At 36.1% G+C, this 26,828-nt stretch carries 25 protein-coding genes, 3 pseudogenes and 1 riboswitch; of the genes and pseudogenes, 11 read left to right on the top strand and 17 right to left on the bottom strand.

Annotated features, from left to right (window positions below; translation table 11 throughout):
• Positions 1–54 precede the first annotated feature (54 nt).
• Together QUF94_RS11540 and QUF94_RS11535 are read right to left on the bottom strand one after the other, a co-directional pair.
• Complete coding sequence (locus QUF94_RS11540; protein ID WP_289315976.1) at positions 55–519, bottom strand: hypothetical protein; 465 nt, start codon at positions 517–519, stop codon at positions 55–57.
• Positions 520–944: 425 nt separating this feature from the next.
• Positions 945–1,171 (bottom strand): annotated as a pseudogene (locus QUF94_RS11535) (VOC family protein); the annotation flags it as partial.
• 316 nt (positions 1,172–1,487) lie between these two features.
• Here QUF94_RS11535 and QUF94_RS11530 point away from each other — a divergent pair.
• Positions 1,488–1,616, top strand: a pseudogene (locus QUF94_RS11530) (YhjD/YihY/BrkB family envelope integrity protein); the annotation flags it as partial.
• Between the two features lie 321 nt (positions 1,617–1,937).
• Here QUF94_RS11530 and QUF94_RS11525 read toward each other — a convergent pair.
• The 7 genes and pseudogenes from QUF94_RS11525 to QUF94_RS11495 form a co-directional block, all read right to left on the bottom strand.
• Positions 1,938–2,090: a YfhD family protein gene (locus QUF94_RS11525; protein ID WP_155726546.1), complete on the bottom strand. Its 153-nt coding sequence runs from the start codon at positions 2,088–2,090 to the stop codon at positions 1,938–1,940.
• A 304-nt stretch (positions 2,091–2,394) separates the two neighbouring features.
• A complete protein-coding gene (locus QUF94_RS11520; RefSeq protein WP_289315975.1) occupies positions 2,395–2,598 on the bottom strand; it encodes a TetR-like C-terminal domain-containing protein in 204 nt (67 codons plus the stop codon).
• A 491-nt stretch (positions 2,599–3,089) separates the two neighbouring features.
• Positions 3,090–3,683, bottom strand: a complete 594-nt coding sequence (locus QUF94_RS11515) for a DinB family protein (protein ID WP_483313650.1) — start codon at positions 3,681–3,683, stop codon at positions 3,090–3,092.
• Between the two features lie 186 nt (positions 3,684–3,869).
• Positions 3,870–4,427: an isochorismatase family protein gene (locus tag QUF94_RS11510; RefSeq protein WP_289315974.1), complete on the bottom strand. Its 558-nt coding sequence runs from the start codon at positions 4,425–4,427 to the stop codon at positions 3,870–3,872.
• A 447-nt stretch (positions 4,428–4,874) separates the two neighbouring features.
• Positions 4,875–5,672, bottom strand: a complete 798-nt coding sequence (locus tag QUF94_RS11505; protein WP_289315973.1) for a fumarylacetoacetate hydrolase family protein — start codon at positions 5,670–5,672, stop codon at positions 4,875–4,877.
• Positions 5,673–5,802: 130 nt separating this feature from the next.
• On the bottom strand, positions 5,803–7,236 hold the full coding sequence (locus QUF94_RS11500) for an alanine/glycine:cation symporter family protein (RefSeq protein ID WP_289315972.1): 1,434 nt from the start codon (positions 7,234–7,236) through the stop codon (positions 5,803–5,805).
• A 97-nt stretch (positions 7,237–7,333) separates the two neighbouring features.
• Positions 7,334–7,603, bottom strand: a pseudogene (locus QUF94_RS11495) (hypothetical protein); the annotation flags it as partial.
• A gap of 516 nt (positions 7,604–8,119) precedes the next feature.
• On the opposite strand from QUF94_RS11495, the gene QUF94_RS11490 reads away from it, so the two are divergent.
• The gene (locus QUF94_RS11490; RefSeq protein ID WP_289315971.1) at positions 8,120–8,329 is read left to right on the top strand and encodes a hypothetical protein; all 210 of its coding nucleotides are present in this window, start codon (positions 8,120–8,122) and stop codon (positions 8,327–8,329) included.
• 119 nt (positions 8,330–8,448) lie between these two features.
• Here the strand turns inward: QUF94_RS11490 and QUF94_RS11485 are convergent, their stop codons facing one another.
• Complete coding sequence (locus QUF94_RS11485) at positions 8,449–10,041, bottom strand: glutamate/serine transporter AimA (RefSeq protein ID WP_289315970.1); 1,593 nt, start codon at positions 10,039–10,041, stop codon at positions 8,449–8,451.
• Between the two features lie 56 nt (positions 10,042–10,097).
• A riboswitch (ZMP/ZTP riboswitch) is annotated at positions 10,098–10,176 on the bottom strand.
• Between the two features lie 612 nt (positions 10,177–10,788).
• Positions 10,789–10,962 (bottom strand): hypothetical protein, encoded by a 174-nt coding sequence (locus QUF94_RS11480; RefSeq protein ID WP_289315969.1) that lies wholly within the window; start codon positions 10,960–10,962, stop codon positions 10,789–10,791.
• 352 nt (positions 10,963–11,314) lie between these two features.
• Here QUF94_RS11480 and QUF94_RS11475 point away from each other — a divergent pair, with 352 nt between their 5' ends.
• The 3 genes from QUF94_RS11475 to QUF94_RS11465 all read left to right on the top strand — a co-directional run bounded on the left by QUF94_RS11475 (position 11,315) and on the right by QUF94_RS11465 (position 13,039).
• On the top strand, positions 11,315–11,836 hold the full coding sequence (locus QUF94_RS11475) for an MFS transporter (RefSeq protein ID WP_289315968.1): 522 nt from the start codon (positions 11,315–11,317) through the stop codon (positions 11,834–11,836).
• Between the two features lie 78 nt (positions 11,837–11,914).
• Positions 11,915–12,226 (top strand): MFS transporter, encoded by a 312-nt coding sequence (locus tag QUF94_RS11470; RefSeq protein WP_353957751.1) that lies wholly within the window; start codon positions 11,915–11,917, stop codon positions 12,224–12,226.
• A 15-nt stretch (positions 12,227–12,241) separates the two neighbouring features.
• Positions 12,242–13,039, top strand: coding sequence for a carbon-nitrogen family hydrolase (locus QUF94_RS11465; protein ID WP_353957667.1), 798 nt, complete (start codon positions 12,242–12,244; stop codon positions 13,037–13,039).
• Between the two features lie 156 nt (positions 13,040–13,195).
• Here QUF94_RS11465 and QUF94_RS11460 read toward each other — a convergent pair whose 3' ends face one another.
• Together QUF94_RS11460 and QUF94_RS11455 are read right to left on the bottom strand one after the other, a co-directional pair.
• Positions 13,196–13,825: a fumarylacetoacetate hydrolase family protein gene (locus tag QUF94_RS11460; RefSeq protein ID WP_289315965.1), complete on the bottom strand. Its 630-nt coding sequence runs from the start codon at positions 13,823–13,825 to the stop codon at positions 13,196–13,198.
• 697 nt (positions 13,826–14,522) lie between these two features.
• Complete coding sequence (locus tag QUF94_RS11455) at positions 14,523–15,767, bottom strand: MFS transporter (RefSeq protein ID WP_289315964.1); 1,245 nt, start codon at positions 15,765–15,767, stop codon at positions 14,523–14,525.
• 846 nt (positions 15,768–16,613) lie between these two features.
• Here QUF94_RS11455 and accD point away from each other — a divergent pair.
• Entirely contained in the window at positions 16,614–17,441 is an 828-nt protein-coding gene (gene accD / locus QUF94_RS11450) for an acetyl-CoA carboxylase, carboxyltransferase subunit beta (RefSeq protein WP_289315963.1), read from the top strand.
• A complete protein-coding gene (locus QUF94_RS11445) occupies positions 17,438–18,400 on the top strand; it encodes an acetyl-CoA carboxylase carboxyltransferase subunit alpha (RefSeq protein ID WP_289315962.1) in 963 nt (320 codons plus the stop codon). Before accD ends, QUF94_RS11445 begins: the two co-directional genes overlap by 4 nt.
• A 430-nt stretch (positions 18,401–18,830) precedes the next feature.
• Here QUF94_RS11445 and QUF94_RS11440 read toward each other — a convergent pair whose 3' ends face one another.
• Together QUF94_RS11440 and QUF94_RS11435 are read right to left on the bottom strand one after the other, a co-directional pair.
• On the bottom strand, positions 18,831–20,060 hold the full coding sequence (locus QUF94_RS11440; protein WP_289315961.1) for an NAD(P)/FAD-dependent oxidoreductase: 1,230 nt from the start codon (positions 20,058–20,060) through the stop codon (positions 18,831–18,833).
• A 396-nt stretch (positions 20,061–20,456) separates the two neighbouring features.
• The gene (locus tag QUF94_RS11435) at positions 20,457–21,092 is read right to left on the bottom strand and encodes an FMN-dependent NADH-azoreductase (protein WP_289315960.1); all 636 of its coding nucleotides are present in this window, start codon (positions 21,090–21,092) and stop codon (positions 20,457–20,459) included.
• Positions 21,093–21,611: 519 nt separating this feature from the next.
• On the opposite strand from QUF94_RS11435, the gene QUF94_RS11430 reads away from it, so the two are divergent.
• Positions 21,612–22,418 (top strand): histidinol-phosphatase, encoded by an 807-nt coding sequence (locus tag QUF94_RS11430; protein WP_289318352.1) that lies wholly within the window; start codon positions 21,612–21,614, stop codon positions 22,416–22,418.
• A gap of 253 nt (positions 22,419–22,671) precedes the next feature.
• Here QUF94_RS11430 and QUF94_RS11425 read toward each other — a convergent pair whose 3' ends face one another.
• Entirely contained in the window at positions 22,672–22,854 is a 183-nt protein-coding gene (locus QUF94_RS11425) for a YjcZ family sporulation protein (RefSeq protein ID WP_353957666.1), read from the bottom strand.
• 640 nt (positions 22,855–23,494) lie between these two features.
• On the opposite strand from QUF94_RS11425, the gene QUF94_RS11420 reads away from it, so the two are divergent.
• A complete protein-coding gene (locus tag QUF94_RS11420; RefSeq protein WP_289315958.1) occupies positions 23,495–23,698 on the top strand; it encodes a hypothetical protein in 204 nt (67 codons plus the stop codon).
• 516 nt (positions 23,699–24,214) lie between these two features.
• A complete protein-coding gene (locus QUF94_RS11415) occupies positions 24,215–24,835 on the top strand; it encodes an NAD(P)-dependent oxidoreductase (protein WP_289315957.1) in 621 nt (206 codons plus the stop codon).
• A 186-nt stretch (positions 24,836–25,021) separates the two neighbouring features.
• Here QUF94_RS11415 and QUF94_RS11410 read toward each other — a convergent pair whose 3' ends face one another.
• Positions 25,022–25,762 carry a VCBS repeat-containing protein gene (locus tag QUF94_RS11410; RefSeq protein ID WP_289318351.1) on the bottom strand — a complete coding sequence of 247 codons (741 nt, stop codon included), beginning with the start codon at positions 25,760–25,762 and terminating at the stop codon, positions 25,022–25,024.
• Positions 25,763–26,246: 484 nt separating this feature from the next.
• On the opposite strand from QUF94_RS11410, the gene QUF94_RS11405 reads away from it, so the two are divergent.
• Positions 26,247–26,828, top strand: a complete 582-nt coding sequence (locus QUF94_RS11405; protein ID WP_289315956.1) for a TetR/AcrR family transcriptional regulator — start codon at positions 26,247–26,249, stop codon at positions 26,826–26,828.

Genomic DNA, 26,828 nt, shown 5'->3' with positions numbered 1-26,828 from the left:
CTGCCGAAGCAACTCCCTTATTGAAGTAAAGCACCCTTTAGCATAATAAGTAATTTAGTAAGCTGGCTCTCCGATTTCAGTTTCAGTGTCAAATCCCATTCCCCTTAGCAACTGCTGGGTATAAGCTAAACTTTGCTCTGTCTTCTGCTGCCAGCTGATAACAGAATCCATAAACTCTTTATATTCACTTGGAGCATTTTCCCTCATAACCCTTAACCATATCGTTACTTCCTTGTCTTGCTTTAACCCATTATTAACACATGCAACCAGAGCTTTAATAATGGACTCATGGTATTCACCACTCTGCAATCGTTTTGCACAGCCTAATGCTGTAACCCGGTGATAGGAGGCTGGAATAAGATGATTATGCATTTCTGCATGTCCTTTTAGATTTTTAGTGGCAGGAATATGAAATAATTGCGTTGTCATTGAACAAACCATTTGTTCGCCGTTCAGACTGTAGTTTAAATACTCCAATACAGAAGACCAGTCTTGCCGGTAGGGAAAAAAATAGTTCAATACATTCACCCACTTTTAAAAATTCTAAAATATTCTATGTTTCATTTATATTTTCGCCCCTAAAAGTTATCAATTGATCAAATTTAAAATCAAATTGCACTTACTTTTTATCAAAAAAAGCACAGAGAAAATTCCCTCTATGCTCTTCTAACTCATTAACGGATTTTAATCCTTCAACCGAGATGACAACCTTATCTGCTGACTTAAAACTTCTTCGTTAGCACAAGAATCGACTACCTTTGTTGAGCACTCGTGCCCGTTAATTTATTCAAAAAACCTATATTTTTTGAAAACTAAATTCCTTTATTCAACTATCCTGTCCCGTTAGTTCCTAAAGAAAAAGCTGCCTTAAAGACAGCTCCGATCTTCAGCTAACGCACCCGTTACTTGAATTAGAAATTTAATTAGCTTTTCTTGGTCCACTATTCAAAAGCAGGATGTGCCTTTTGGGCTGGATAACATGTTCTTCGATTCCTATATGTATTTGATAATTTCCAAATTCAAACCAAACCCCGCCACGTTTCTTTAATTCTTCAGGTTTTTCAACTTCGTCAAAACCTAAAATATTCTTAAAAAATTTTCTTGCAGTGTCCTCACTACCTTTAGGAGCAGCGAGCTGAATATGGTCAATTGATTTAAAAATAAAGGGCATTTATATCCTTCTCCTCTGACTTCAAATGGATATTACTTTTGCTATTTCCAATTTTACGCCAAAGTTATTATTTATAACCATAAGTCTTCCTTATGGTTATAAAGCTTTTGTTCTTCAACTAAACCGCCCCTTTAGCTCTATAAGAAAAAACCGACACTTCGTTATTGAAGTATCGCACATGTTAGTTCAACAACTATTTCATTTGCATTAAGCTTGTCCACAAAAATTCTTCTCCGAAAAATTCACTTGGTTGAGTAATCTTTTTCATTCCCCTAAAACTAATGATATCAAAATCCTCTGCGAATACTTCTTTAAGTCTGCTACATACGGCAGTCTTGGTGGCATCATTGTGTTAATGATCTGTTTTTATTTATCTGGGTTCATCATCATTATAGGGGGAGAAATCAATGCCTTCATAAATGAAAATCATCCAAAATGTGAATGAGCTTCCTTCTGTTCCTGTAATACCTGAAAGCTCTTCAACGAACACTAATCAAGATATAACATCTAGTATTGGGGAGGAATTCTTTCATGAGTAAGAAAGGAAAGCATAAGGGTAAAAAGGGGAACCATAAAACATCAGGTTCTGCAAATGGGCAGAATGGCTATCATTAAAAAGTTAAGCTGCATACAAAAGGGAGCCTTTTAGGCTCCCTTTTGTACGTTAGTCAATGAAATGACTTATGGGTGGCCCCTTTTGTATCTGTTTTACTAAAATTTAAAGAGGAGTGTAATCAATCCGTATCTTTTCACTTTTTTTGTATTTTCATTTAGGTCTTGTAGCTCTTATTTTCCCACTTTCACCTAGCTCACGAGAAAACTCTTCATCCACACGATCCGGTTCTATTTTTAAGTTTTTGGGAGTTTGAGGTAATGAATTTTTACTGCTAGATGGTTTTTGATTTTTTGATCTTCCCATAATATTGCCTCCTAACGAAATTTTAATCTTTATTAGTATGGCTAAGAATCACATTTATATATCTTTAGATTTGCTCATGAACGAACATTTTTAACTTAAAACAGTTTTTGGGGACAGCTCCTTCTCCTACAACTAACGCACCAGTTAGTTTAAGTGAAACTCTTCACATTTTCTCGAAAAGTTTACCATCTCTTTAACTAATTCGGTATAGAATGATAAGCAAATTACTTAAGGGTAAAGAGGTCTTTTTTCAAAGTGAATCTGTACCTATTAATTATTATTATTCATAATATTAAATTACTGTTTATTGAGAATTGGTGACGTTCATACTTTCTAAGATTTGTACAACTTCTTCAGTTGGAATTTTCATATCATCATTTATCCATTTTCGAATTACTTCAATGATTCCTCCTGTCGAATAAGTGAAAAAATATTCTAAATGAGTCTCATTAGCATTTGGTAACTGTTTTTTTATTTCTGCAATTGTTATATCATGAGCAGAATTCAAAACTGTATTTAGTACATAAGCGCTATTTTTTCATTAAAAATGATTTTACAGAGCTCCTTATTTATAAGTATCAATTTTATAAGTTCATTAAGTATAAAAATTTCTGTAGCTTTGAAATAAAGTTTGATCAAAAATACCTCGCAGACCCATATATAAAAAGAATCCATTTTGAAAAAAGATTTCAAAATGGATTCTTCTCCAGCAGATTTAAGTTTGGTTTTTATAAAAAAAGTTTGATCATTTTCTACCTATGTTGTTCCACAATCGCGCCCTTTAATGGAATAACTGAGTAACTTCTATTAGCTGATCAACAAGAAAGTTTATTATTTAATAGCTATCTTTATTAAAAAATATGGTTTCAAGATAACAACAATTCATATCTAACCGATTTATTTCTCTCAGCATCGATGTATTTATCTAACGAAGAAAATCCAACTGGGCTCCTGCTGATATTCCGACGGTCAATAAGCTGCTTCAACAATAAAGATAAATTACTTACTTACTTTTAAAAGAAACTGATCGATACGCTCTTTTTGCCGTAAGTGGTGCCGGAAATGCATTTCGATTAGCTGAAAATATTCCTCTGCATTTAAATATCCCATTGACCGGTGCTGAACTTTCTGGCTGGCCGGAATGTCAGTGAGCTTTCTTTCTATCTCCCGCATTTTCTCAATGATTTGAAGCAGTCCTTCCTTTACTTCTTCTTTTCCTGTAGGATTTGGTGGTGTGAAATCCGGTGTATCCGGACCTTTTACTCTGATTGGAGGAAACGTTCCTTCTTTGAAAATCGATTCGCCTATTTCTGTTTTTTTACCATCATCGGAAGCAGTGCCATTAGCACATTGCTCAATGGCTTTCAAATGAAGATAAAGAGTGCACTTTATTAAATGATTGTACATTTGTCCTAATGACCATTCATCCTCAGAAGGCTTCCTCGCAAACTCAGCTAGCGAATATTTACTTAACTCTTCAATATAGTATGTAGCCACCTGTTCGAATCGCTTCAATATCTCTTTTGTATCCAATAGTTCTCCCACTTTCTTTATAATTTTCTTAGTACGTCCCAATGCTAAACTAAATAACATCTTCTGAATTAACTTCGATTCACTTACAAATAAATCCTTCTCTTTTATTCAAGAAAATGGCCCGATTGCTGAACAAAGATTAAACAGGACTCTTCCACTAAACTGCCCCTATAGTTGCATAAGAAAAGAGCTGCCTTTTAGACAGCTCTTTTCTCAGCTAACGCACTTGTAAGTTGAAGATGATTATTATCGGTAATTATTGTGAACAGGTTTAAACAATTCTTCATTAGTATTTCTAACAAGTGAAAAATTGTCTACATTATAGTGACCGTGAAGGATTTCATTGTGATGAAGGATTATTTGTTTTGCAGTTAAGTTTTTGGAATCAGAAGTAGAATGTCCATCACCAACTAATGTTACATCAAAATGATTGATTGTTGCTGTTCTAACGGCTGTATCAATACAATGTTCCGTCTTACAACCCATTATTACAATATGGTCTACATTGTTTTTACTTAAATGTTCGTGTAATGGAGTGCCATAAAACGAATTTGTGGCAGCTTTATCAAATATGATAGCAGTTGATGGTACTTTAATATCCCTGTGTATCTGGAATCCAGGTCCTTCACCATTTGAAACATCTAAATCTCTTATAAAAACAACGGAGACACTTTCATTTATCGCTTTTTCAATTACAGTATTAATGTTATTAACGATTTTTTCTTTCTCAAAGACTCCTTGTTCTTCTTTATTACCTTCTATTAATTCCTGTTGAGCATCGATTATCAGTAATGTTTGTTTCAATATTTTCCCCCCTAAAGTTATTAGCAGTTAGTTTTTTCCTGTTTTTTATTAAATATCAGATAGTATGTAAGCACTTCTTACTAAGCTCTTTATATTTTCGTCAAATGCTTTACTAATACCTTCTTGAACTCCCTGCCCCTTAGTTCCATAAGAAAAAGCTGCCTTAAAGACAGCTCCTATTTTCAGCTAACGCACCTGTTAGTTTATTAAGGAATGATTTAATACTCAACTATAATTTGCCATTGACCATCAGGTTTAACATTTATCTCAAATAAATTGACACCAAGCTCTTTTAATACTGCCGTTTCTCTAGCATCACCACATGCGAATGCAAGTACAAAGAAACTCTTCTTTCTTTTATTGCGATGTCCCCTGTAACATTTTAAAAAGTCGGCTCATCTATTTATGAATATTTTCATTTTTGGTTATTAAGAATGCAGCCTCATTCTACTGGACATCATTACACAACTGACCGATTTTCTCGACTTCCACAACGACCACATCCCCCGACTTGATCGGGCAGCTGCCAGATGGTGAACCAGTGGCCAAAATGTCACCGGGCTCCAGTGTCATCACCTGTGAAAGCCAGCTGATCAGATACGGAATGCTCAGAGACATTTGATTGGTATTCCCGTCTTGTACAACGCGGCCGTTTAAAGTGGTCACAATCCGCAAATTTGTAGGATCTATCCCGGTAACGATGCACGGCCCCAAAGGCCCGAACGTATCAAATCCTTTGCCCCGCGTAAACTGTGGATCTTTTTTTGTAAGATCCCTTGCTGTGACGTCATTAAATATCGTGCAACCAAACACATAATCAAGCGCATCTTCTTCTTTAATGTTCTTTCCGCGCTTTCCAATGACCAGGGCCACTTCCCCTTCAAGCTCCACTTGGTTGGTTAGCTCGTTTGGAGGAAGTATAATTTTCTCCTTGTCTGGAATAAGCGAAGATAATGGCTTTAAAAATAGAAATGGTTCTACAAGGTTTGCCTCCCCGCCCGTTTCCTTCGCATGACCTGCATATGTCCAGCCGAAATTAACCACTTTAGAAGGTTTTACAGGTTCCAAAATTTTCACGTCACTATATTTCAGCTCTACCCCGTCATACTTTATTTCCTTGTTGACAAGTTCAGCAAAACTGCTAGACAGTTGTAATATTTTCTCATCCTCAACAATACCGTAATGTATTTTGCCCTGTTGATTCTGATAGCGAACTATTTTTTGTGTTTTTTGTAGTACATGCATGATGAATAAACTCCTTTGATGAATAAGATATACTTACCTCAGATAATATAAAATTCGGCTCTTCTCATAATCGCAAACAAGCCCCCTGTAGGTGATAATGCCAAACCCTTATGTCTAAAAATCTTTTTTATTACATGGTGTTTTCCTTTTTTAAAGTGGTAGCATCTTGAGAGTGCTCCCAACAATCAAGATTTTCAAGACCTTTAATGCTGTCTTTATAAAAAACTGGATCTTGACCGGCTTTTTTCTGTTTCATATAATCACTTAATGCTGCAAAAGCTACTTTTGATAATAAGAGAACGGCAATTAAGTTTATAATAACCATCAAGCCCATAAATAAATCTGCTAAATCCCATACAAGCTCGACCTTTGCAACCGAACCGAATACAATCATGGCGAACGCGCCTATTCGATATAGAATCAACAACACTTTACTTTTGTGTAAAAATCGAATATTTGTTTCCCCATAATAATAGTTACCAATTAACGAACCGAATGCAAATAGGAAAACAAAGATAGCAAGACAACCTGATGCCCAGGAACCGATGTGTTCACTTAATGATGTTTGTGTAAGTGCAATGCCAGTTAGCCCTGGTTGTTTATAAGCATCAGAAAGTAAAATAATAAATGCTGTGCTTGTACAGATGATCAGTGTATCCGTTAATACGCCAAATGCTTGAATAAGTCCTTGTTTCACCGGATGACTTGTTTTTGCCGTTGCGGCAACGTTTGGCGCACTCCCCATACCAGCTTCATTCGAGAATAAACCACGTTTAACTCCATTCATGAACGCAGCGCCTAGTGAACCGCCTGCTATTTGTTCAAAGCCAAACGCGTTATTAATAATAAGAGAAAGAATTTCCGGCATTTTGGTTATGTTCATTGCTACGACAAATAATGCCATTCCAAGGTATAACACACCTAGAATCATAACCTTGTATTCAGCAATTTTTGCAATACGATTCACACCGCCAAAGATAATCACAGCGAAAGCACATGTCATGAGAATCCCTACAGTTAAACGATCTGAACCAAATGAGTTCTCAAAAGCAATTGTAACGGTATTTGATTGTACAGAATTGAATACAAGACCGAAAGAAAGCGTAATTAAAATGGAGAATAATACTCCCATCCAACGTTTGTTCAATCCTTTTTCCATATAATAGGATGGACCGCCTCGGAAACCAGTTTTATCTTTTACTTTATATACTTGCGCTAACGTACTTTCAATAAAGCTGGTTGCTGAGCTAATAATAGCAATTATCCACATCCAGAATATCGCTCCAGGACCGCCTAATGCAATCGCAATCGCAATTCCAGTGATATTACCTGTTCCAACGCGAGCGGCCATACCAATACAGAAAGCTTGAAATGGGGAAACGCTGTCTTTAGAACTAGTTCTCCCTTCCATTAAAACACGGACCATTTCCCTTAACATTCGAACCTGTACAAATTTCAATTTAAATGTGAAATAAATCCCACAAGAAACAAGCATAATAACTAATAATTTTGACCAAAGGAATTCATTTGATACGCCAACTACATCATGTAATAATTGTTGCATTCTATCACCTCTTATAAGAAATTTACTAGCTTAGAGGATACCTAGTTTTTTCACTGTAAAAAGATCAACTTTATCAACTGATGAATTCTGTCCAAAGTCAGGAGTTATATAGCCCCCAAATTTGAGTTAATCGCCTTGATAGCAGTATCTCAAAAAAATATGTAATATCTGCTGCAATCGATGCTTCCATCATTTCTTTTACCTTTTTAGGATCTGTTGTTTTTCCTAGCACCCACATCAATTTCGGCACGATTGCTTCTGTGTTCATATTTTTAGAACGTACTACACGATTATGGTCAACTTTCCGACCGACTTCATATATACCCATGTCTTCTCCTTCTTCTAGACATTGAGTCGTAATGACAACTCTTTCGTATCAATACGGCAACGTACATTTAATTCATGTATGTAACTTAATAGATCATCGGCATGCAGTTCAGGTACAAGTCAGTTTTCTCCTTCAAGTGAGGCTACTGTTCCACCAGTCGTAAACAACATTAATTTTTTCAATGATAATGGCTCCTCTATCTCTTTTTTACAATAAGTTTTTTAAAAGAAAGTATTCAATTCGCGTATGTTTATTCAATTCGCGTACTTTCTTTGTAATTATAGTAACATAAATATAATAATTCAAGATAAAAATATTCAATTCTCGTACACCTCATCCACTTTTTGAATCCACAGAATGGTGTTTGCTTCCTGAATCTGAGCTGAGTTATTACAATGATAAATATCAAAAAGATAATTATTTCATTAAGATACTTAATTGCAACTTAGATGTTTAAGCCTAAAAACCATATACATCAACGTGTTTATATGTTCATATTTAGCCAGAAGCGTTTTCAGCTCCAGTTTTGCCATTTCGGAGCCTTATCGAAGTCCGATGGACTTACTGGCTGCGGACCAAAAATTTATGGAAGATTTACCAGAGGATGTTGATCCATGTGGTGAGTTTGGTGAATATCACTCATTCGTATATAACGGAGTCATTTTCTCTCATCCGATACGACTAGACTTGGGAGATGAAATGTTTGTACTTCCTGCCAATCCATTATCCAGCGAGGTTGGTTATAAACGTGTGGTAAAAGTTTAAATTTTTCATTAATATTGTCAGGTGTTCCAATTTGCGAACACTTTTTAATAAATAAAAAAACATGGTCATAAAGTAACCATGTTTTCTTTTTACTCATATAGCTGTGTCTACACTAAGAGTTATTTATTAATAAATTCTTTGTTGATTTTTTCAGCCTCAGCCAAGTATTCTGTTTTAATCCCGCTCTTAACTCCCCACCAATAGAAGCAGAGTGCCAGACATGCGATGACCACCATATCCCAGCCAAATGTAAGAATATTTTTTCCGCCGAACTTCTCACTTCCAATATAAGAAATCAAAATCATACAACCTAAGTAAAGAAGCATCCAAACACCTGATAAAAATTGTTTTTTGAATCCATTCCATTTATTTTTAGCTTGATAATAAAAGTAAATAGGTAGTCCAATGGCAATGATGAAAACGACTTCTCCTGTTAATGGCCAACGCGCCCAGTATAAAGTCAGCGATGCAAAAACAAATCCACAAGGAGCAATAATAGAAGCGCCTTTTAAGTGAAATGGACGATTAAAATGAGAAGCTGTACGTCTTAATGTTGTCAATGCAACTGGCCCCATGATGTACGAAATAAGTGTAGCAACTGAAATCACTTCAGCAAGTACGCCCCATCCGCGGAATAAAAATAAAAAGATAAAACATACGCCTAAGTTTAATAACATCGCTGGACGAGGAACACCATATAGTGGATGTAATGTACCAAAGATATTCGGTAAGTACCCATTTTTCTGCATTCCATAAAGCATTCGCGAAGTTGTAGCTGTATAAGTGGCACCTGTACCAGATGGTGATACAAACGCATCTACATACAATACAATCGCTAACCAGTTAAGGCTAAGAGCAATTGCCAAATCAGCAAAAGGTGAATTAAAATTCAGTTGACTCCATCCGTTCACAATCATAGACGGATCGACAGCACCGATAAAAACAACTTGTAAAATAACGTATATAAAACCTGCAATTAGAATAGACCCAATAACAGCAATTGGTATAGACTTATTCGGCGACTTCGCTTCTCCTGCCATATTAACAGGACTTTGAAATCCATTAAACGCAAACACGATACCAGAAGTAGCTACTGCTGTTAAAACGCTTGCCCAACCATATGGTGCGATCCCTTGAGAACTTGTAAAGTTTTCACCATGAAATCCAGCAAAAAATAACGATCCTGCCATTACACCTGGAACAATTAATTTAAAAATAGTAATAAATGAATTTGCCTTAGCAAAAAGGTTAACTGTCCAATAGTTGACGAAGAAATAGAACAATAATAGTAAAGAAGCTATGAATAATCCTTTGGTCGTTAAGATATTGTTATCAACTAAGGAATGAGACCATCTGGCCCATTCCCAAGGCCACGTACTCATATATTGTACCGAAGCAATGGCCTCAACGGTAATAGTCGAAGCGATCGAAATCCAGTTCGCCCACGCAGCTAAAAATCCAATAAAAGAACCATGCGAATATTGAGGATACTTAACCATTCCTCCAGCTTCAGGAAACATTGCCCCAAGCTCTGCGTAAGATAATGCAATAAATAAAATTACAACCATACCGATAATCCAAGAAAAAATAGCTGCTGGCCCAGCAATCTGGGCGGCTTTCCACGCTCCGAACAACCAACCTGAGCCGATAATAGAACCAATACCTGTCATAGTTAAAGCAAAAGTCCCCATCTTTCTATGCATATTACTCATCTCTACCTACACCTCTTCCTAGGAAAATAAAAAACACTTGATCTATTTATAGATCAAGTGTTTGCCCAGGCGCGCGGCTTATACTCTATATGCTCCCCCATGGTTCTCCATGTTGCGCCAGTTACATATAGGAAAATAGTTTTTTTATAGTATATAGGATTATTTTAAATTTCACAACACTTGAAAAATATTTATATTTTATATATATTCTTATTTATTTTTCGTAATTCCCTATCAATATTCATTTTAATTTGAAAAAATTAGGTAAATTAAAGTCCAAAAAACAAACATTCGATTTCCGGAACACACGCTACATCAATAAAATCATCTCTCTTTAACATTATACTTAAAAATCTTTAAGAGCTTATATTCGCAAAATAAACCGTTCATATTTTACAAATTATATCAACAACATTTACATAAACTGTTCTTTTCTTCCTCAAAAAAAAGCCATGCACATGAAACACACTCGGCATAGCTAGAGTGAGGAACGTAGATTGGATTTCCAAATATACTAATAGAAGCAAGTGCTATGTAAAATGTGCCTTCCTGGCTTTTCATTGATTAGGTTAATCTGAATAAATTAAATTTTGGATATTATTAATAAAAAGCTAAAGGAATTACCCAGTACCCCTAGTCCTCCATGTAGTGCCAAAGCTTCGCTTGTTATACAACCAGCCTCAAACATGATTCTACAAGTAAGGGATCGGAGAATGTTCAAACATACCCTCCTGAAAGACGTCTACTTTATCCCCACCCGTTAAAAAATACCTCAAATGCATTAGTTTGGAGGACACATCTGTATTTTTTGATTAAATAGTCCAGTGCATCTTCATCACCATTTTGGATTTTCCCAACCAACATTACATCTTCCATATGAGTATAGGTTTCCACTCGTTTCTTCTCGACGATTACACTCATTTATTTTCCCCACTCACTAAGTTGAGACCGATATAAACGTTGCATTACCACTTCAATGTGTTAAAGTGAATACAATATAATAATATCTCAGAAATGGAGATAAGATATTCGTAAATAACGACATTTTTCTACAAATTATGATTATAAATTTTGGTATGCTTGCATCATTAATCTCTTTAGGTTAGGCGTTAGTTCAAATTCCGGCAAGACTTATGGCAGAAAAATTTGGTCCTAGAAAAATGATCGCTTTTTCTCTAGTATGGTGGTCAGTATTTACGGGTTTGGCGGGTTTAGTTAAATCTCACGGTCTATTGTATCGGTCTGATTCTTACTTGGGATAGGTGAAGGACCGATGTTTCCAGCTAATGACGTATTTAATACAAACTGGTTTAGAAGTGATGAAAAAGCCAGAGCATCCAGTGCATTATTGGCAGGTTCATATTTTGGACCAGTTATCGCCCCTATCGTCACGGTTTATATCTATCAATATTTTGGTTGGAAAGCTGTATTTTATATTTTTGGATTAATAGGAATAATCATTGCAGGTGTATGGTATGTTATAGCCCGAGACTATCCTGAAATTCATAAACTTGTGAATGAACAAGAAAAAGAATATATTCTAGAAGACAGAGAAATTGTTGATACTGCTAAAGTTAGAGCCGCTTGGAGTACTTTTCTGAAAAGCTATCGATTTTGGGCGTTAGGATTGCAATATTTCGTTGTTTTGTATACTATCACTTTCTTCTTAGTTTGGTTACCTACATATCTACTGGAAGATCGAGGATTCTCATTAGGTAAAATGGGATTTGCTGCAAGCCTACCTTGGTTAGCAATACTGATAACAGTAATGACTGGTGATATTCTTTCCGAATAACTAGTACGTAAAGGTTTTTCAAAGCAAATATCAAGATCCTCTTTAGCTATATCAGGTTTAATAGTATTTATTATTTCAATGTACCTTGCCGTTATGACAGTATCTCCTTATATGAATGTTTTATGGTTATCAATATGCTTGGGTTCACTAGGATTTACAGTAGTGTGTTCATGGGCTTCCGCTACAGACTTAGGGAGAAACTTTTCAGGCTCCGTTTCAGGTTGGATGAACTTGTGGGGAAATCTAGGAGCTTTTGTATCACCGTTATTATGTGGTTGGTTAGCAGAAAACTTTGGTTGGAATATCACATTAGGAGTAACTGTAATCCCTGTGTTTATTGCAGCTATATTATGGTTGTTTGTGAAACCAGATACATCATTACTAAACTAAATACTATTAAGAGGAGTGACCGATTTGAATTATTTAGTATTTCAAATGGATTTAGTGGTTGGAAATCCTGTAGAGAATAGGAAAATCATTGAACGCTGGTTAGAAGCTAACTATAGTGATGATGTAGATGTTGTTGTACTTCCTGAAATGTGGTCTACGGGCTATGCGTTGGAGGAATTGAAAGAAATCTGCAAAGTGGATGGAAAGCAATCCATTGAATTTTTACAATCACTGGCTAAGAAGTTTAATGTAAACTTGGTGGGTGGCTCGATTGCCGTATTAGAAGGTAAAGATATCTTTAATCGTGCGATTATAGTAAATCGAATGGGTGTGATTGTTCACACATATGACAAGATGCACCTTGTTCCGATGTTAGATGAACCTAAGTTTTTAACGGGCGGCCATAATCAAGTTGAAATATTTGAACTTGAAGGTGTGAAGATGGGGGTTATTATTTGTTACGATTTACGATTCCCAGAAATTATTCGTGACTTAGCATTACAAGGTATTCAAGTGTTACATATCGTCGCAGAATGGCCACTTGCAAGGGAAACACATTGGAATACGTTACTTCGTGCGCGCGCAATTGAGAACCAAATGTATGTTGTTGCATCAAATGTGGCGGGGACAAAGCTAGGGGTGGAATTTGCAGGTTGCTCACAAATTGTAGATCCATGGGGAGACATTGTTCAAAAATTGGATCAAGAAGTTGGTGAATTAAAGGCAACTTTAAATTTAGAGAAAGTACCCCAAATAAGAAAAGATGTTCCCATATTCGATTCCAGAGTACCAGAAAAGTATAGAAAGTTATAAAATAGGAGCTACTCCAGAGATACCAATCTTTAGGAGTAGCTTTTACGTTTAATTCAACAAAGCATATGTTTCACGTAAAATCCATTGATAATTTTTATTTTCTTATGCAACTACTGTCCCGATAGTTGCATAAGAAAAGGAAATGACTACTCTTTATCATGGATGTAGTGTGACAGAACAGGATCCAATTTCCTTTCCACCCCAGTTTAGTGAAAGCTTGTCTTGATCTGAAAGAGGACCGACGCCACTAGGAGTACCAGTAAAAATAATATCTCCTTTCCCAAGCCCAAAATGCTTTGCTGTAAAATCTATAATTGTTTGCAAATCAAAAAGTAAGTCCTTAATATTTCCGACTTGTACACGCTCTCCGTTTTTAAAAAGGGAAAAATCTAATTGTTTACATGCTTCGACACCTTGAAACGGAATGAAATCACTTACAACAGCCGAATTTTTAAATCCTTTAGCCAAAAGCCAAGGATGCTGTTTTTGCTTTAACTGTGCTTGAACATCTCTAAGTGTTAAATCCAAACCAAGGGCTATGGCATCTACTATTTCATCTACTTTCATTCCTGTTTCGTACTGCTTTGCGATATGAAGGACAAGTTCTGTTTCATAGTGAATGGAACCCTGATTACTCGGCAACGTAATTGACTGACCATTCGCTTCAACTAGCGAATGAGTTGGTTTTGAAAATAAAAAAGGGGAAGTTGGTACTTCATTATTTAATTCTTTTGCATGCAAAGCATAATTTCGACCTACACAATAGATATTTTTAATGTCTTTCATTATTAAACCCACTCTTTTCTTTTAAAGAATAAAATTTTTGATACTAAAAATTTCAGATTTCTTTTTTATTAAATCTTACTTTGTAATGATTCAATAGTAAATGGAACTAACGCCCTTGTTTTTTCTTTAACTACTTTTTTAATATTAATAGTTTTTTCGCATAAAATTCAATCTCAAACGATGTCATAATTATTAAGTGTGATAGATTGGCCAAGTTCAACCTTCCTTACTATTAATTCTTCACAAACCCAGCAAACGTATGAACAGTGATTCTCTAAAAGGTCACATACTTCCTAACGAGTCGTTGTTACTTTACTTTACTTTCAATTTCGATAATCCTACTCAAAACAGGAACTTTATTTTGGGAAAGCCTCTGTTTTTGAAACTCGTATTATGTCACTAGGAAAGTACTTTTTAAAATATTTAACCACCATTACATGTATATCAACTGTAAGATGATATTTTTGCAATTCACTATCTGTTGAATAGGCATCAAGTGCATTTATCTCTCCCAGTTTGTTTATAGTATTTTGATAAGTTCTATATAGCTAACTCGTTTGTTATAAGTGAAAAGGACATAGTCTCCTTTACATATTGTTTTAACTATGTAAAGGAGACTATGTCTGGTAATTTTATAAAAACTTACTTTTTAGAACTTGGACGTTTACAATACGGACCTTTATAACTGTAATATATATTAAAACGTTTTTTTCTCTTTGATCAAAATGACACCTAACAATCCCATCAAAGAAAATATGACAGGAATGAGAAATCCATAATGATAGCCCACATCTATAGAATGCCGAGGAAATAGATCCAGTACATTTCCGAAAACACTAGGCAACAAAACGGCACTTAAGAATCCACCCATATTGGCAAATCCTGAAACAACACCTACTTGTTGAATAGGAAATGATTCCCGTACCACTGCAAAAGTCAAAGAGCTAGCTCCATTTCCAAAACCTATGATAAATAGTAAAACCACCACCATTATAAATGGAGGTTTTACGCCGGAGAAGAACAACCCACTCCAACTGCATAAGACAATTAGATGGATAAAGGTGTAGACTTTTTTGATAGAACCCATCCGGCTTGTAATCCAGCTAATTAAAGGGCCTCCTATAATGGCTCCAAAAAGACCATACATAATAAGCTGGCTTGCCCCTGAACGAGACATTTCAAACACATGAATTCCATAGGGAACTCCCCACGAACCGATGAATCCTATATATGTGCCAACCACTCCAAAGTGGCAAAAGAAAGTGGCCCAGGCTTGACGGGTAGAAAATATTCGGCGTAGAATCGTCCAAACACCTTCCCGTTCTTTAATTAGAACTTCCTTGGCTTTGGAATCATCTTTAAATAGTTGTTTTGGTTTCGATACAAGAACGACATACAGAAGATATGATGAAAGCACTAAAATAATTCCTATGCTAAGGAATGGGGTTCTCCAACCAGCGAATGAAATCCACATGGAAAAAGGAACGGTAGCTGATAACGAACCAAGGCTCGCAACCATGGCAACCAGGCCTAATAATTTTACAAATTCCTGTGCCTTAAACCATTGGCTTAATATTAAAACCAAGTTGACAAAAATGGTGGCATCTCCAATTCCAACTAATAACCGGGAGAAAATCAATACATATTCATTGGGAGAAAGGCTGTATATTAGGCTTCCCAGCCCATTAAGGAGTGTGCCGATAATAAGAAATCGATTGGGGCCATATCTGTCTGATAAAAGACCAACCGGTATTTGTAATCCTGCATAAGCTAAAAATTGAATGCCGCTCATAAGACCTATGGTAGAGGCGGAAACATGAAAATCCTTCATCAATTGATCGGTAATAAGACCAGGAGCCGTTCTTTGGCTCACAATTAAAAAGTAAGCAAATAAAACGGTGCCAAATACCACCCATCTATAACCGCTTTCTTGTTTATTCATCTTTATGTATCGCCTCCCGTCTAAACCTCAACCTCCCCACAAACAAAATCAATGCAGCGTGAGCACATACCGCTCTCATACATGAAACCCCCAATTAATCTAATTCAAGCACTGGATGCCAGATAGGGCTCTTCGATTTATTCAAATTAGGTGACATCCATCACATTATAAACAGCGTGACCGCCATAATTCAGAATTTCTTTTTGTAGTTTTCTAAACAAACTTCGCCACGAGCTACCGATACCAGCTTCGCACCCTTAGATGCAAGCTCCTTTGATGCGGCTTCTCCATTGCCTCTGGAGGCGTAATAAAGACAACTTTATCTTGAAAATTAGACATACTACATACCATCTTTTTAGTTTTACCCACTTTTGGAGCAAAATGTACGATTATTTTTGGTGAGGTGATAATTCCTGGGATTTTAATCCCTACGATTCATATATAGTGAATCACACGATAGGAGTTTATTCCAATTATATGATTTTCCCCCTCATGACACCTAGGTACATATGTCCATTTAATTGTAATGAACTTCGTAACCCATTCCATTACTTTAGTAATTGCATATGATACCTCTATCCTCTTTTCAGAAAGAGAAAGAAGTCTTTAATACTTTTATAAGTACAAGCCTATGTAATTCCCGTCAATATAACCCTGTGTTTCTGATTCATTCATACCTTTTTCCTCCTCCCAGTAAATGTATTAATACAGGAAAAGTAAAATCATAATGAAGGACCGACAATAAAGTCTCATTCTCTACAATTACTATGATTTTAAAAAGTTTTATAAAAATATCGCGCTCCTTTTTTTACATAAATGGGAGCGTAACTTGTTATAGGAGGATTGATGAAGGTGTATCCAATAAAGAGAGAAAATATCGAATCGGACTCTTTTACTTGTAAATCGTGTGGGGAAACGTATGATCACTCTCTTATAAAAATGAATTTGAATGTTTGTCCTAAGTGCCAATATCACTACCCCGTAACAGCTTATGACCGCATTTCAATGATTACAGATAGTAATTCTTTTTCGGAATTCAATAAATGTTTAACTTCCGTTGACCCGTTATACTTCCCTGAATATAAAGATAAATTAGTTTCTGATAAGAAAAAGACTTCATTATATGATGGGGTCATTACTGGGGAAGCTTCCATAGGCGGCTATCCGGTTGTAATTTGTATCATGGATTCTCGCTTCCGTATGGGTAGCATGGGCTCAGCAGTGGGTGAAAAAATCACAAGATCCATTGAAGAATCATTAAAAACCCGAAAACCATTAATAATATTTTCAGCAAGCGGTGGAGCTCGGATGCAAGAAGGGATTCTTAGCCTTATGCAGATGGCGAAAACGAGTGGTGCTTTAGAAAAACTAAACTATGAAAAAATTCTTTTCGTATCCGTTTTGACGAATCCTACAACGGGGGGCGTTTCTGCTAGTTTCGCTTCATTAGGCGATATCAATATTGCCGAACCACAAGCTTTAATTGGCTTTGCAGGTAGACGCATAATTGAACAGACTATAAGAGAAGAACTACCGGAAAATTTCCAAACCTCTGAATTTTTATTAGAACACGGTCAACTGGATATGGTTGTAAATAGAAGTGCATTAAGACAATCAATTACAACCATTTTAAAAATCCATCATCTAAATTTCAGGGAGTGCCTTGAACGATGAATTTTCAAGAATTAAAAAAACTAGAAAACCATATTGCCGAACTGAAAGAGATGTCAGCAAATCATAATCTTGACCTTTCCGAAGTATTAAATAATCTTGAGCAAAAAGCCAATGAAATCAAAAATCACATTTATGAGAATATGGAAGTTTGGGATAAAATTAAACTATCTAGAATTCAACAACGCCCTACTACTTTAGATTTCATCCATCATATTTTTGAAGACTTTCTTGAACTTCATGGTGACAGACTTTTTGGGGATGACCCTGCTATGGTTTCAGGAATAGCTACCTTCGAGGGAATGCCTATTACTGTAATAGGAAATCAAAAAGGGAAAAATACAAAAGACAATATCCATCGTCGTTTTGGCATGTCGCAACCTGAAGGCTACAGAAAAGCTCTAAGAATTATGCAACAAGCCAATAAGTTCAATAGACCTATCGTAACATTTATTAATACGTCTGGAGCCTTCCCAGGTCGTGAAGCAGAAGAACGTGGACAATCTGAAGCTATTGCCCGCAACCTTCGTGAAATGGCTGGCTTTGGAGTGCCCATAATCTGTATTATTATTGGTGAAGGTGGGAGTGGTGGCGCGTTGGCTTTAGGTATCGGCAATCGAATCTTCATGCTAGAAAACACATTTTATTCGGTTATATCGCCTGAAGGAGCAGCAGCATTATTATGGAAGGATGCCACACAAGCAAAACGCGCAGCTGAAGTATTGAAAATTACGGCTAAGGATTTGATGAAACTAGGCGTGATTGATGAAATCATAAAAGAACCTGTTGGAGGAGCACATATTGACCTCCCTCTTCAATCGCAATATATCCAAGAAACTCTACGAAAAGCATTGCAAGAACTTGGTCATTTAGATAAAGGCATTTTACGCCAACAACGATATGATAAATTCCGCAAAATTGGTGAGTATATGGACGAAATACTGGTTAAAGGTGATAATTAACTAAATCGCGGAGTATTTTCATGTTGGATTTCAATTCAATTGAAAATCGCCAAACTTCGTTATTTTGTATGCTAAGCAAATCCCAGTAAAAAAGAGCTGTTTCCTGTACGTAAGGAAATGACTTTTTTTATTTCTCTAATTTGTGCCATGGCACCTGGTGAAAAAAGTACCAACCGTAGCTTTGAAATAAAGATTGATTAACCGTTCCTCTTGAACCCCCATATTAGGGGTAGCACCACTGATGCAGGCTCAATAGGTTAAGCTGTATTGTATAACCCGGGCAACTTTACCAAGAGGATACGCTTTCCAAAATGAGATTGAACTGCTTTATAATTTGTTTGAATTAGTCCTATCTTAAAATGATATTGTCGCTCTATGTTTATAGTGAATTATTTTTGTACTTGAATCACTTTATTTTTTAGAAATATCGCTAGTTCGACTGCATGATTCGTACGAGTTCTTTTTCTAAATCAACGGGCTCATTTGCGTAATTGTAAATCCCTAAAAACTTCTCTATGGCCTCTGGATGGGAACTGATTAGCTTGTTGACAGCATCCTGTTGTTCAGTTATGCGTTCATTCTTCGAAATTTGGCATCCCACGTGAAACCGAACCATAAACTCATCTTCCATTGCCTTTTGATATTCTTCAGACATTTGATTTGATTGATCGGATTGTCCCTTATATTTTAATAGAATATTGGATAATATACGTGCCCCACATATAGCATCATGGATACCCTGTGCCATGCCAGGATCTTTAAAACAAACTGCATCTCCAACTAACGCCCATCCTTTTCCCATTCCTTTATACCAGTAATTATCATACCCTAGAATGCCTTTGACCGGTTCTTCTAGTTTTGCATTTTTCAAGCGCGCCCCAATTGTTGTATTCGGAAAGTTATCTGTTAAGAGATTGCGTAGACCGCTTTCTGGATTTAATTTCAACCGTTCTATCAATCCCTTATTTCCTAATGGGAAAATGCCGACAATAACGTATAAATCATCATTCGTCGGAAAGAGAATGGCTGTGTTATCTTTTAACTTGTATACTTCGAATTTAGGGACATTATCATGGCGAAATCCAGAGAAATACCCAAAATAGATGCCGACTGTTGCCGGAATACTTATTTTGAGTTCACTTTTTACCAGCTTGCGAATAATAGAGGATCGGCCGTCTGCACCGACTACCAGGCGAGCTGAAAATTCTTGTTTCTCGTTGTTGCTGTCTAAACCTTTCACGCCTATTACTGTTTCGTCTTCACGGATGACATCCGTCACACGAAATCCTTCTAAAACAGTTACATTCATTTGAGATTTGGCATGTTCAAGTAGGATATGATCGAGATAAGTTCGTCTAATGCAATAACAACTGTCCTCTCCGTAAACCTCAGGGATGAGACCTTCTATCACGGTATCCTCAAATTGAAATTTAATATCCCGTACCGGTGGTGCTTTTGTTTCCAATAACTTGTCCAGGACACCTATTTCTCGAAGAAGAGCGACAGTATTATTGAAAAAGGTATGGGTTGATAATGTGTCCCTTGGAAAAGTCGATCGGTCCACTAACAACACATGGAAACCAGCTTTAGCTAGATAAATTGCCAAGGTAGAGCCGGCACATCCAGCACCGGTAATGATGACATCAAACATCTTATTCATCGTATCACTCCATTTTTAAGTACAATTATTAACTTGCATTTCCAGTTGCAGGGTTCTAAAGTTAATGCTCCTATGAGTTAAAGCAATGGGGAAAATTGATAAGAATATTCTTCATACATAAAGTATGGAAAATAAAACGAAATAAGTACAGAGAATTCCAAAGTCGATCTCCTCTACGTTTAGGATCGACCTTTTTTACTTCTTCATATAGAACATTAAGAAATTAAATTATCTGGCGAAATTTTAAAAAGCCAAAATACTAAATACCCACTAAATAAAAGAGATACGCCTTTATTAGAGAAATGCCCCTGATTGATGAAGTAAGAATAAATAAATCCAGATATTACTTTTAATTATGCAAAAAAAAAAGAGCCAACAAGTTGTTGACTCTTTGGTTTAAAAAGTGGATGCTAAATCTTTTGATAGTGCAATGGCATTTTCTTTAATTTCTTGTGCTTTATCAGGCATTGCAGCATGTCCTTCAACGAATATACCTTCAAAGGATGGCACTCCTAAGAATTGCATAATGATATTTAGATATCGGTGACCCATTTCCATTTCAGCTGCAGGTCCTTCGGAATAAATACCACCACGAGCTTGAATATGCAAGGCTTTCTTATCAGTTAAAAGACCAACTGGGCCTTGTTCGGTGTATTTAAATGATTTTCCTGCAACACAAACGGAATCAATATATGCTTTTAATACTGGTGGGAATGAAAAATTCCATAAAGGTGTTACAAATATATATTTATCGGCAGCTATAAATTGCTCACATAACTCTGAGAGACGACTGACTTTTGCTTTCTCTTCCGACGAAAGTTCTTCAAAGCCCTTTCCAGATTGAAGTTTCCCCCAACCACTGAAAACATCTACATCGATCTCAGGAATATTTTCTTTATAAAGGTCAATATTCACAATTTCATGGCTAGGATTAACTTCTTTATAAGTGTCAATAAATGCTTTTCCAACGGCCATACTGTAAGATTGTTTGTCATCATGAGGATGAGCTGTGATGTACAATACCTTTGTCATTTTGTATCTTTCCTTTCTTTTTACATATTTGAACATTCTAGTTTGTCTAAGAAATCCAACATTTATACAAACCCCGAACTAAAAATGACCAATTCCTTTTCCTTGTACAATGCGCCCTTAAACTGAATAACCTTCTTCTAGCTGGTTTGTTTAAGACCAATAATTTTCCTCCAATCATATTTTTTCGTGTTGACCAATTCGATTCTGCTTCTTGTTTCTACTAGGAACAACTCACAATGGATGTTGTGTAACCGACAAACATAAGAAAATCCCACGACTAAGAAAGAAATTTTCTGGCAGGTATAAAGTTGTTTTCAATGATAAGTGATATGTATAAAATTAATTCCTTAAAATAAAGGGGTATCACCAACTAAAGTAAATCCATTCCCCGTCCATAAAACGGCAGATTTAAGGAAGGTATAAATCTTCTTACAATTTGTGAGAAAGAGTTTGAATTTTGGATATGATAAAACAAGACAATATGGTTGGTTTTAGGAGGCTAAGCAATTGACGAATTCAATAAAATTTGATCTGCACACTCACCATCAGCGCTGTGGACATGCTATCGGCACAATTGAGGATTATGTAAAGCAAGCCATTGAATACGGATTGCATTATATTGGGATTTCTGATCATTCTCCATATTTTTATAGTGAGGACGACCATCTCTACCCAACTATTGCAATGGCAAAAAGTGAACTTGTCCCTTATATTGAGGAAGTACATCGTTTAAAAGAGAAATATGAAGGTAAAATTCACGTGTTATTAGGAATGGAAAGTGATTACTTCCCTGATCACATTGAAGTCTACCGTGATCAATATCTTTTACACCCTTTTGACTACATAATTGGATCTGTTCATTATGTTCAAGACATTAGCATTTTTAAAAAAGAGCGTTGGAATGGTTTGACCTCAAAAGAACAGTCAAGAATCAAGGATGAATACTATGAATTAATACAGAAATCAGCAAAAAGCGGAGTGTTTCAAATCTTAGGCCATATTGATGCAATGAAAGGGTTTTATCCAGCCTTTTCATCCATTGAAACAGACAGTATTGAAAAAACGTTGAAAATCATTAGTCAAGAAGATATCTCCATTGAGATCAATACTTCAGGTAAAACAAAAGATTGTGGTGGATGGTATCCAGCGGATGACATTTTAGAACGAGCACTTTTCTATAATGTGAAGGTAACATTTGGATCAGATTCCCATACACCTGAACGTATTGGTGATGAATTTGAATTAGTCCAAAAAAGACTAAAGGAGATCGGCTTTTCTGAGTGGGCTTACTTTGTTAATAAGCAAAGGATTCTCACTCCACTTTAACCTTCCCGTCAATAGGATTAGTACTGGGCCGGATAGCCAACTTCCATTCTAACCAGGTCTATTGCGTCATCACATTCATAACCCTGTACCTTTTCACCATAAATATCCATATCAAGAAAGGTGTTACCAAATTGGTACCATTTTTTGAAACGGGCCCTGAAAATGATAAGTGTAAGAATTTACACAGCATGCAAAGGACAGATTAATTGAAGAAGCCGACCAATTAAAGGTCGGCTTTTTTCATATACAATTTTTAGCAGAAACCGCCGTAGCCTTGAACGGGGGCAGGACCACCGTAACCTCCATCATCACAACAAATAGTAGCTCCAACAATGATCAAGAGTATAAATAAAACGACTATAAAGGCGAAACCTCCACCAAATCCAAAACCGTTATTCTCACAATCACAATTTGATTCATGACCACAACTTGACAATAGAAACATCTCCTTATTTGTTTTAAGGAGGAAATTAATTTTATGGGTTACTTCACCATATGTTCTAATTAGGATAATGACACAATAATCACCGGAAACTTTTTATTGATTACCCTTTCGACCTGAAAGTAACGATTTAACAGCATATTCTTCTGTTTGGTGATTTCACGTAGCTTCGTGAAAAGCACCTGACACACCATCGAACACATGAGCCGATTCATTTGGGAATCCAACTATCACGTCCAAGAAATGATTTATCCACCGTGCCACGAACCTATTTGACGTTCCCAGGTTCGGCAGTAGAAGAAACGGTGTAAGCTTGTATCTCTTACTGCAGGACATCTTATCACCATAAAAGGCGAATCCTCATGTTCTTTTTTACTCAGTCTTCCTGTCCCATTTGGTTGCTATCCTCTTTAGAAAAGCCTGCTTTTCCATCTGTGTGATGAGGTTTGTCACGTCGGCAACTCCATCTAGCTTCGGTTTTCTAGGCAATGGCACCTTTCATAGTGAACAACAAGATAGCAAGAGATTGATTAATTACAGGCCCTCAGTTCGTAAAAGCTTAAAAAATATTGGATTTTATTTTGGATCAATAGTTCATACTAATTAGAAATTACTTGTTAAAGAAGGAGTTTATATGCCTAATCAAAAAAATAGTAACCCTAACACATCCCAACATAAAAATCAGGTTAGTCGTTTAAATAAAGAAAAGGATACACTCGACATACTTAACCAAGAAATGGAAGTGGATACAGATGTCAATGAAGATCCAAATCGGGAAAAGTTATTAGATGAATCAGTTGATGCTTTTCTACAATCGAAAGAAGAACAGCAATATTAGAAATCAAAAAAAGTGATACATAATTAAACTAGAAGACAAGATAAAGTCATTTCTCACCAATGGAAATCAGATCATTCCACCAAGTGAACATTTTCAAAAGGGCCACACCTTAAGCTATTGGGGGCCCTTTTGTATTAGTCTTGCAACTCTTATTTCCTTACTTTCACCTAGCTCACGAGACGAGAAAACTCTTCATCGGCTCAATCCAGTTCTATTTTTAAATGGTAGGTTAAATTTTGTAAACATTATTATCTAAAAAAAAGATTGGCAGTTCCTTCTTGGAGGACCGCCAGCAAAACGCGAATTTACAACGTTAAGGATGTTCTCTATTAAAAATCCCAATCTTTCAATGATATAAATCGAAAATTGGGTTTTTAATATTATTATTTGCTGATTCATTCTTTAAAGAAAAGTTTGTTCGTTTTATGATGTCATATTGCACTAAAGCTCTCATTTTTTGAAAAAGACGATATAATGTTTAGTGTAATTTGTATTCGCAAAAGGAGGTTCTTTCTTATGAATATTTTGATTTTAGGTGCAACTGGACGTGTTGGGAGTCAATTAGTTACTTATGCCCTTCATGATAGACATAATGTTGCTGTATTAGTTCGCACTCCAGAGAAGATTGAAATAAATAACGAAAATTTAACGATTATCAAAGGTAATGTATTAAATAAAGATGATATCGTCCGTGCAATGCAAGGGATTGATGTTGTTATTAGTGCACTGAATACTGATGGGACAACCACATTATCAACAAGTATGCCACTAATTATCAAAGCGATGGAAGACGAAGATATACAACGAATTATAACTATTGGAACTGCAGGTATCCTGCAAAGTAGAACCACCCCAAATTCACTGCGTTATCTGTCAAGTGAATCAAAGCGTAAGTCTACCCGTGCAGCGAAAGAACATCATAAAGTATACGATATGCTTAAACAATCAACACTAAAATGGACTATTGTCTGTCCTACGTATTTGCCTGATGGAGAAAGTGTAGGTAAATATCGTGTAGAAGGTAATTTTTTGCCGGAGGGTGGAGTTGAAATATCTGTGCCGGATACTGCAGAATTTACATTTAGCCAAATAAAAAGTAGCGATTATATAAAATCACGTGTAGGTATTGCCTACTAATAATAGTCTTTTACTACTTGCTTATTGAACTAACCCGTTTGTTGAATAAGCAACTCAAGGGAATTGAAGTTACAAAGAAGAAGGGTATGAAATTCTGTCGACGCAATAAGAGATTAACGCAAATTTTATTCGTGTGAACGATAAGTGGAAATCTGTATTGATCACTGCGTCGTCTTTTCATAAATGCTATATCCCCCCTCCAAAAATAGCGACATTCTGCCGGTCAGGAACAAACGCTTTCCCGTTCCATTTCAATATGGTCTGTACAAATCCTAGTGCGTCGGCATTGTACCTCCCTGCTATCCTCTGATAGGCTTCGAGCTCATATATGCCTTCCCTATTGAAATCAACCGGATATAAACCAGATAAAGGATTGACCCATCCTTCTATCGGCGCCTTCAAAACACCATTCTGGTTATAAATTTCAGATAAATATTCCTTCCCCTTATAAGTTAGGTCAAGAATGTACTTTTCATTTAGGTAATAACTGTTCACCTTTGCTTTGTATTGATTTTCATAAGCCACATCGTACTTATAGTTTTCATTGAATGCATCGGAATCAAAAACCGGCGTGAGTTTACCATTAAAATAAGAAAATACATACGCATAAATAGCACCAGCGCTGCCTCCTGTATCAATGACCACTAAAATATCATCCCTCTTGTTACCTGTAAAATCACCAAGAATAAGGGTTGGATTGTATCCTGCGTTATTTTTCAAAGGAACTTGTTCATATTGATTTGTACTCCCATTTCGGATGACTAAAGTTAAGTTTTTCCAAAATGGACTATCAGGGGTTTTATTTGCGGTAATAAAAACATTGTCCTTTTCCCCGTCCCCGTCAATATCGCCTTGCTTTGAAGTTACTATGGTTGATCTGTTCTGATTCATTTCTCTTGAAAGAACAGATTGGAGGCTCACTTGCATTTCTAGCAGTTCCTGTTTTGAAGGATATGGATTTCGGAACGACAAGGCGTTATCAATCGTTTGCAGTGCTTCGTTGGTTAATCCGGCTCTAATCTGAGTCTCAGCCAAACAATACCAATAATAAGGGTCATTCGTTTCTCGTATTTTTGTGGAATAGTAATGAAGCTCTTTTCTGATATCATACGTATCCATCTTCACCCCACCTGCCTTTTTATTCTCAATATAGAATTATATGCAGGAATTTGGGGAATAGCCGAATCTGCAAAACTTGAGTTGGATAATATTAATTTCCCCCCCAAAAAAATAAAGGAGAATACAAATAAGACATGTCTCATTTGTATTCTCCTTTTGATTCAATTAAAGTGTCCGATTTTTCTACATTATCGCGTTGCATAATACCTTTCTATAAGCTAATCCGCTTGCTTATATTTATTTAATTTGCTAATATAACTGACGAACGTTCGTTAAATTTGAGGTGATATTATTGAAAAGCAATGAAATTAAAGAAGCCGCTCTAAAGTATTTCACGATTCATGGTTATGAAGGAGCATCCCTTTCTCTGATAGCTGAAGAAGTCGGCATGAAAAAACAATCCATTTACGCCCATTTTAAAGGAAAAGATGATCTTTTTCTAAACGTTTTACGTGATGCGAAAGAGACGGAGCTATCTTCGAAACTCCAATATTTCAGTAAAGTTGATTCAAAAAATCCTGAAAAAGATTTATACGGATTTCTACAATTGATCATCGATCTTTTCCAAAAAAATGAGCATTTAAAATTTTGGCTGCGTATGTCCTTTTTTCCGCCAGCCCATCTTGAAAAAGCTATCGTAGAAGAGGTCATGGATATCGAGGAAAAAGTACAGGCGATACTGGAAAGAAAATTCCAAGATTGGATCAATGCTAAATTAATCGTCGGAGATGCAGCAATAACGCCGACCTATGCTTTTTTGGGAGTAGTCGATTCCATTATGCTGGAGCTTGTATACGGCAATGATGAGAAACGGCTGAAGGATAAATTAGCAGCCTCTTGGAAAGTATTTTGGAGAGGAATTTCACAAAAATGA

The sequence above is a fragment of the Peribacillus sp. NJ4 genome (assembly GCF_030348345.1).
In the GTDB taxonomy this organism is placed as follows: Bacteria; Bacillota; Bacilli; order Bacillales; family DSM-1321; genus Peribacillus.
The sequence above is the reverse complement of the archived record's forward strand: the minus strand, read 5'-3'. Positions and strand labels throughout refer to the sequence as shown.

Coding starts and splice junctions, on each gene's coding strand:
- QUF94_RS11490 (WP_289315971.1), top strand. CDS start 8,120: ATGGACTTACTGGCTGCGGACCAAAAATTTATGGAAGATTTACCAGAG.
- QUF94_RS11445 (WP_289315962.1), top strand. CDS start 17,438: ATGAATTTTCAAGAATTAAAAAAACTAGAAAACCATATTGCCGAACTG.
- QUF94_RS11485 (WP_289315970.1), bottom strand. CDS start 10,041: ATGAGTAATATGCATAGAAAGATGGGGACTTTTGCTTTAACTATGACA.
- QUF94_RS11470 (WP_353957751.1), top strand. CDS start 11,915: ATGTACCTTGCCGTTATGACAGTATCTCCTTATATGAATGTTTTATGG.
- QUF94_RS11480 (WP_289315969.1), bottom strand. CDS start 10,962: ATGAGTGTAATCGTCGAGAAGAAACGAGTGGAAACCTATACTCATATG.
- QUF94_RS11460 (WP_289315965.1), bottom strand. CDS start 13,825: ATGAAAGACATTAAAAATATCTATTGTGTAGGTCGAAATTATGCTTTG.
- QUF94_RS11500 (WP_289315972.1), bottom strand. CDS start 7,236: ATGCAACAATTATTACATGATGTAGTTGGCGTATCAAATGAATTCCTT.
- QUF94_RS11440 (WP_289315961.1), bottom strand. CDS start 20,060: ATGAATAAGATGTTTGATGTCATCATTACCGGTGCTGGATGTGCCGGC.
- QUF94_RS11505 (WP_289315973.1), bottom strand. CDS start 5,672: ATGCATGTACTACAAAAAACACAAAAAATAGTTCGCTATCAGAATCAA.
- QUF94_RS11515 (WP_483313650.1), bottom strand. CDS start 3,683: ATGTTATTTAGTTTAGCATTGGGACGTACTAAGAAAATTATAAAGAAA.
- QUF94_RS11455 (WP_289315964.1), bottom strand. CDS start 15,767: ATGAATAAACAAGAAAGCGGTTATAGATGGGTGGTATTTGGCACCGTT.
- QUF94_RS11435 (WP_289315960.1), bottom strand. CDS start 21,092: ATGACAAAGGTATTGTACATCACAGCTCATCCTCATGATGACAAACAA.
- QUF94_RS11410 (WP_289318351.1), bottom strand. CDS start 25,762: ATGCAAGTGAGCCTCCAATCTGTTCTTTCAAGAGAAATGAATCAGAAC.
- QUF94_RS11415 (WP_289315957.1), top strand. CDS start 24,215: ATGAATATTTTGATTTTAGGTGCAACTGGACGTGTTGGGAGTCAATTA.
- QUF94_RS11420 (WP_289315958.1), top strand. CDS start 23,495: ATGCCTAATCAAAAAAATAGTAACCCTAACACATCCCAACATAAAAAT.
- QUF94_RS11475 (WP_289315968.1), top strand. CDS start 11,315: ATGTTTCCAGCTAATGACGTATTTAATACAAACTGGTTTAGAAGTGAT.
- accD (WP_289315963.1), top strand. CDS start 16,614: ATGAAGGTGTATCCAATAAAGAGAGAAAATATCGAATCGGACTCTTTT.
- QUF94_RS11525 (WP_155726546.1), bottom strand. CDS start 2,090: ATGGGAAGATCAAAAAATCAAAAACCATCTAGCAGTAAAAATTCATTA.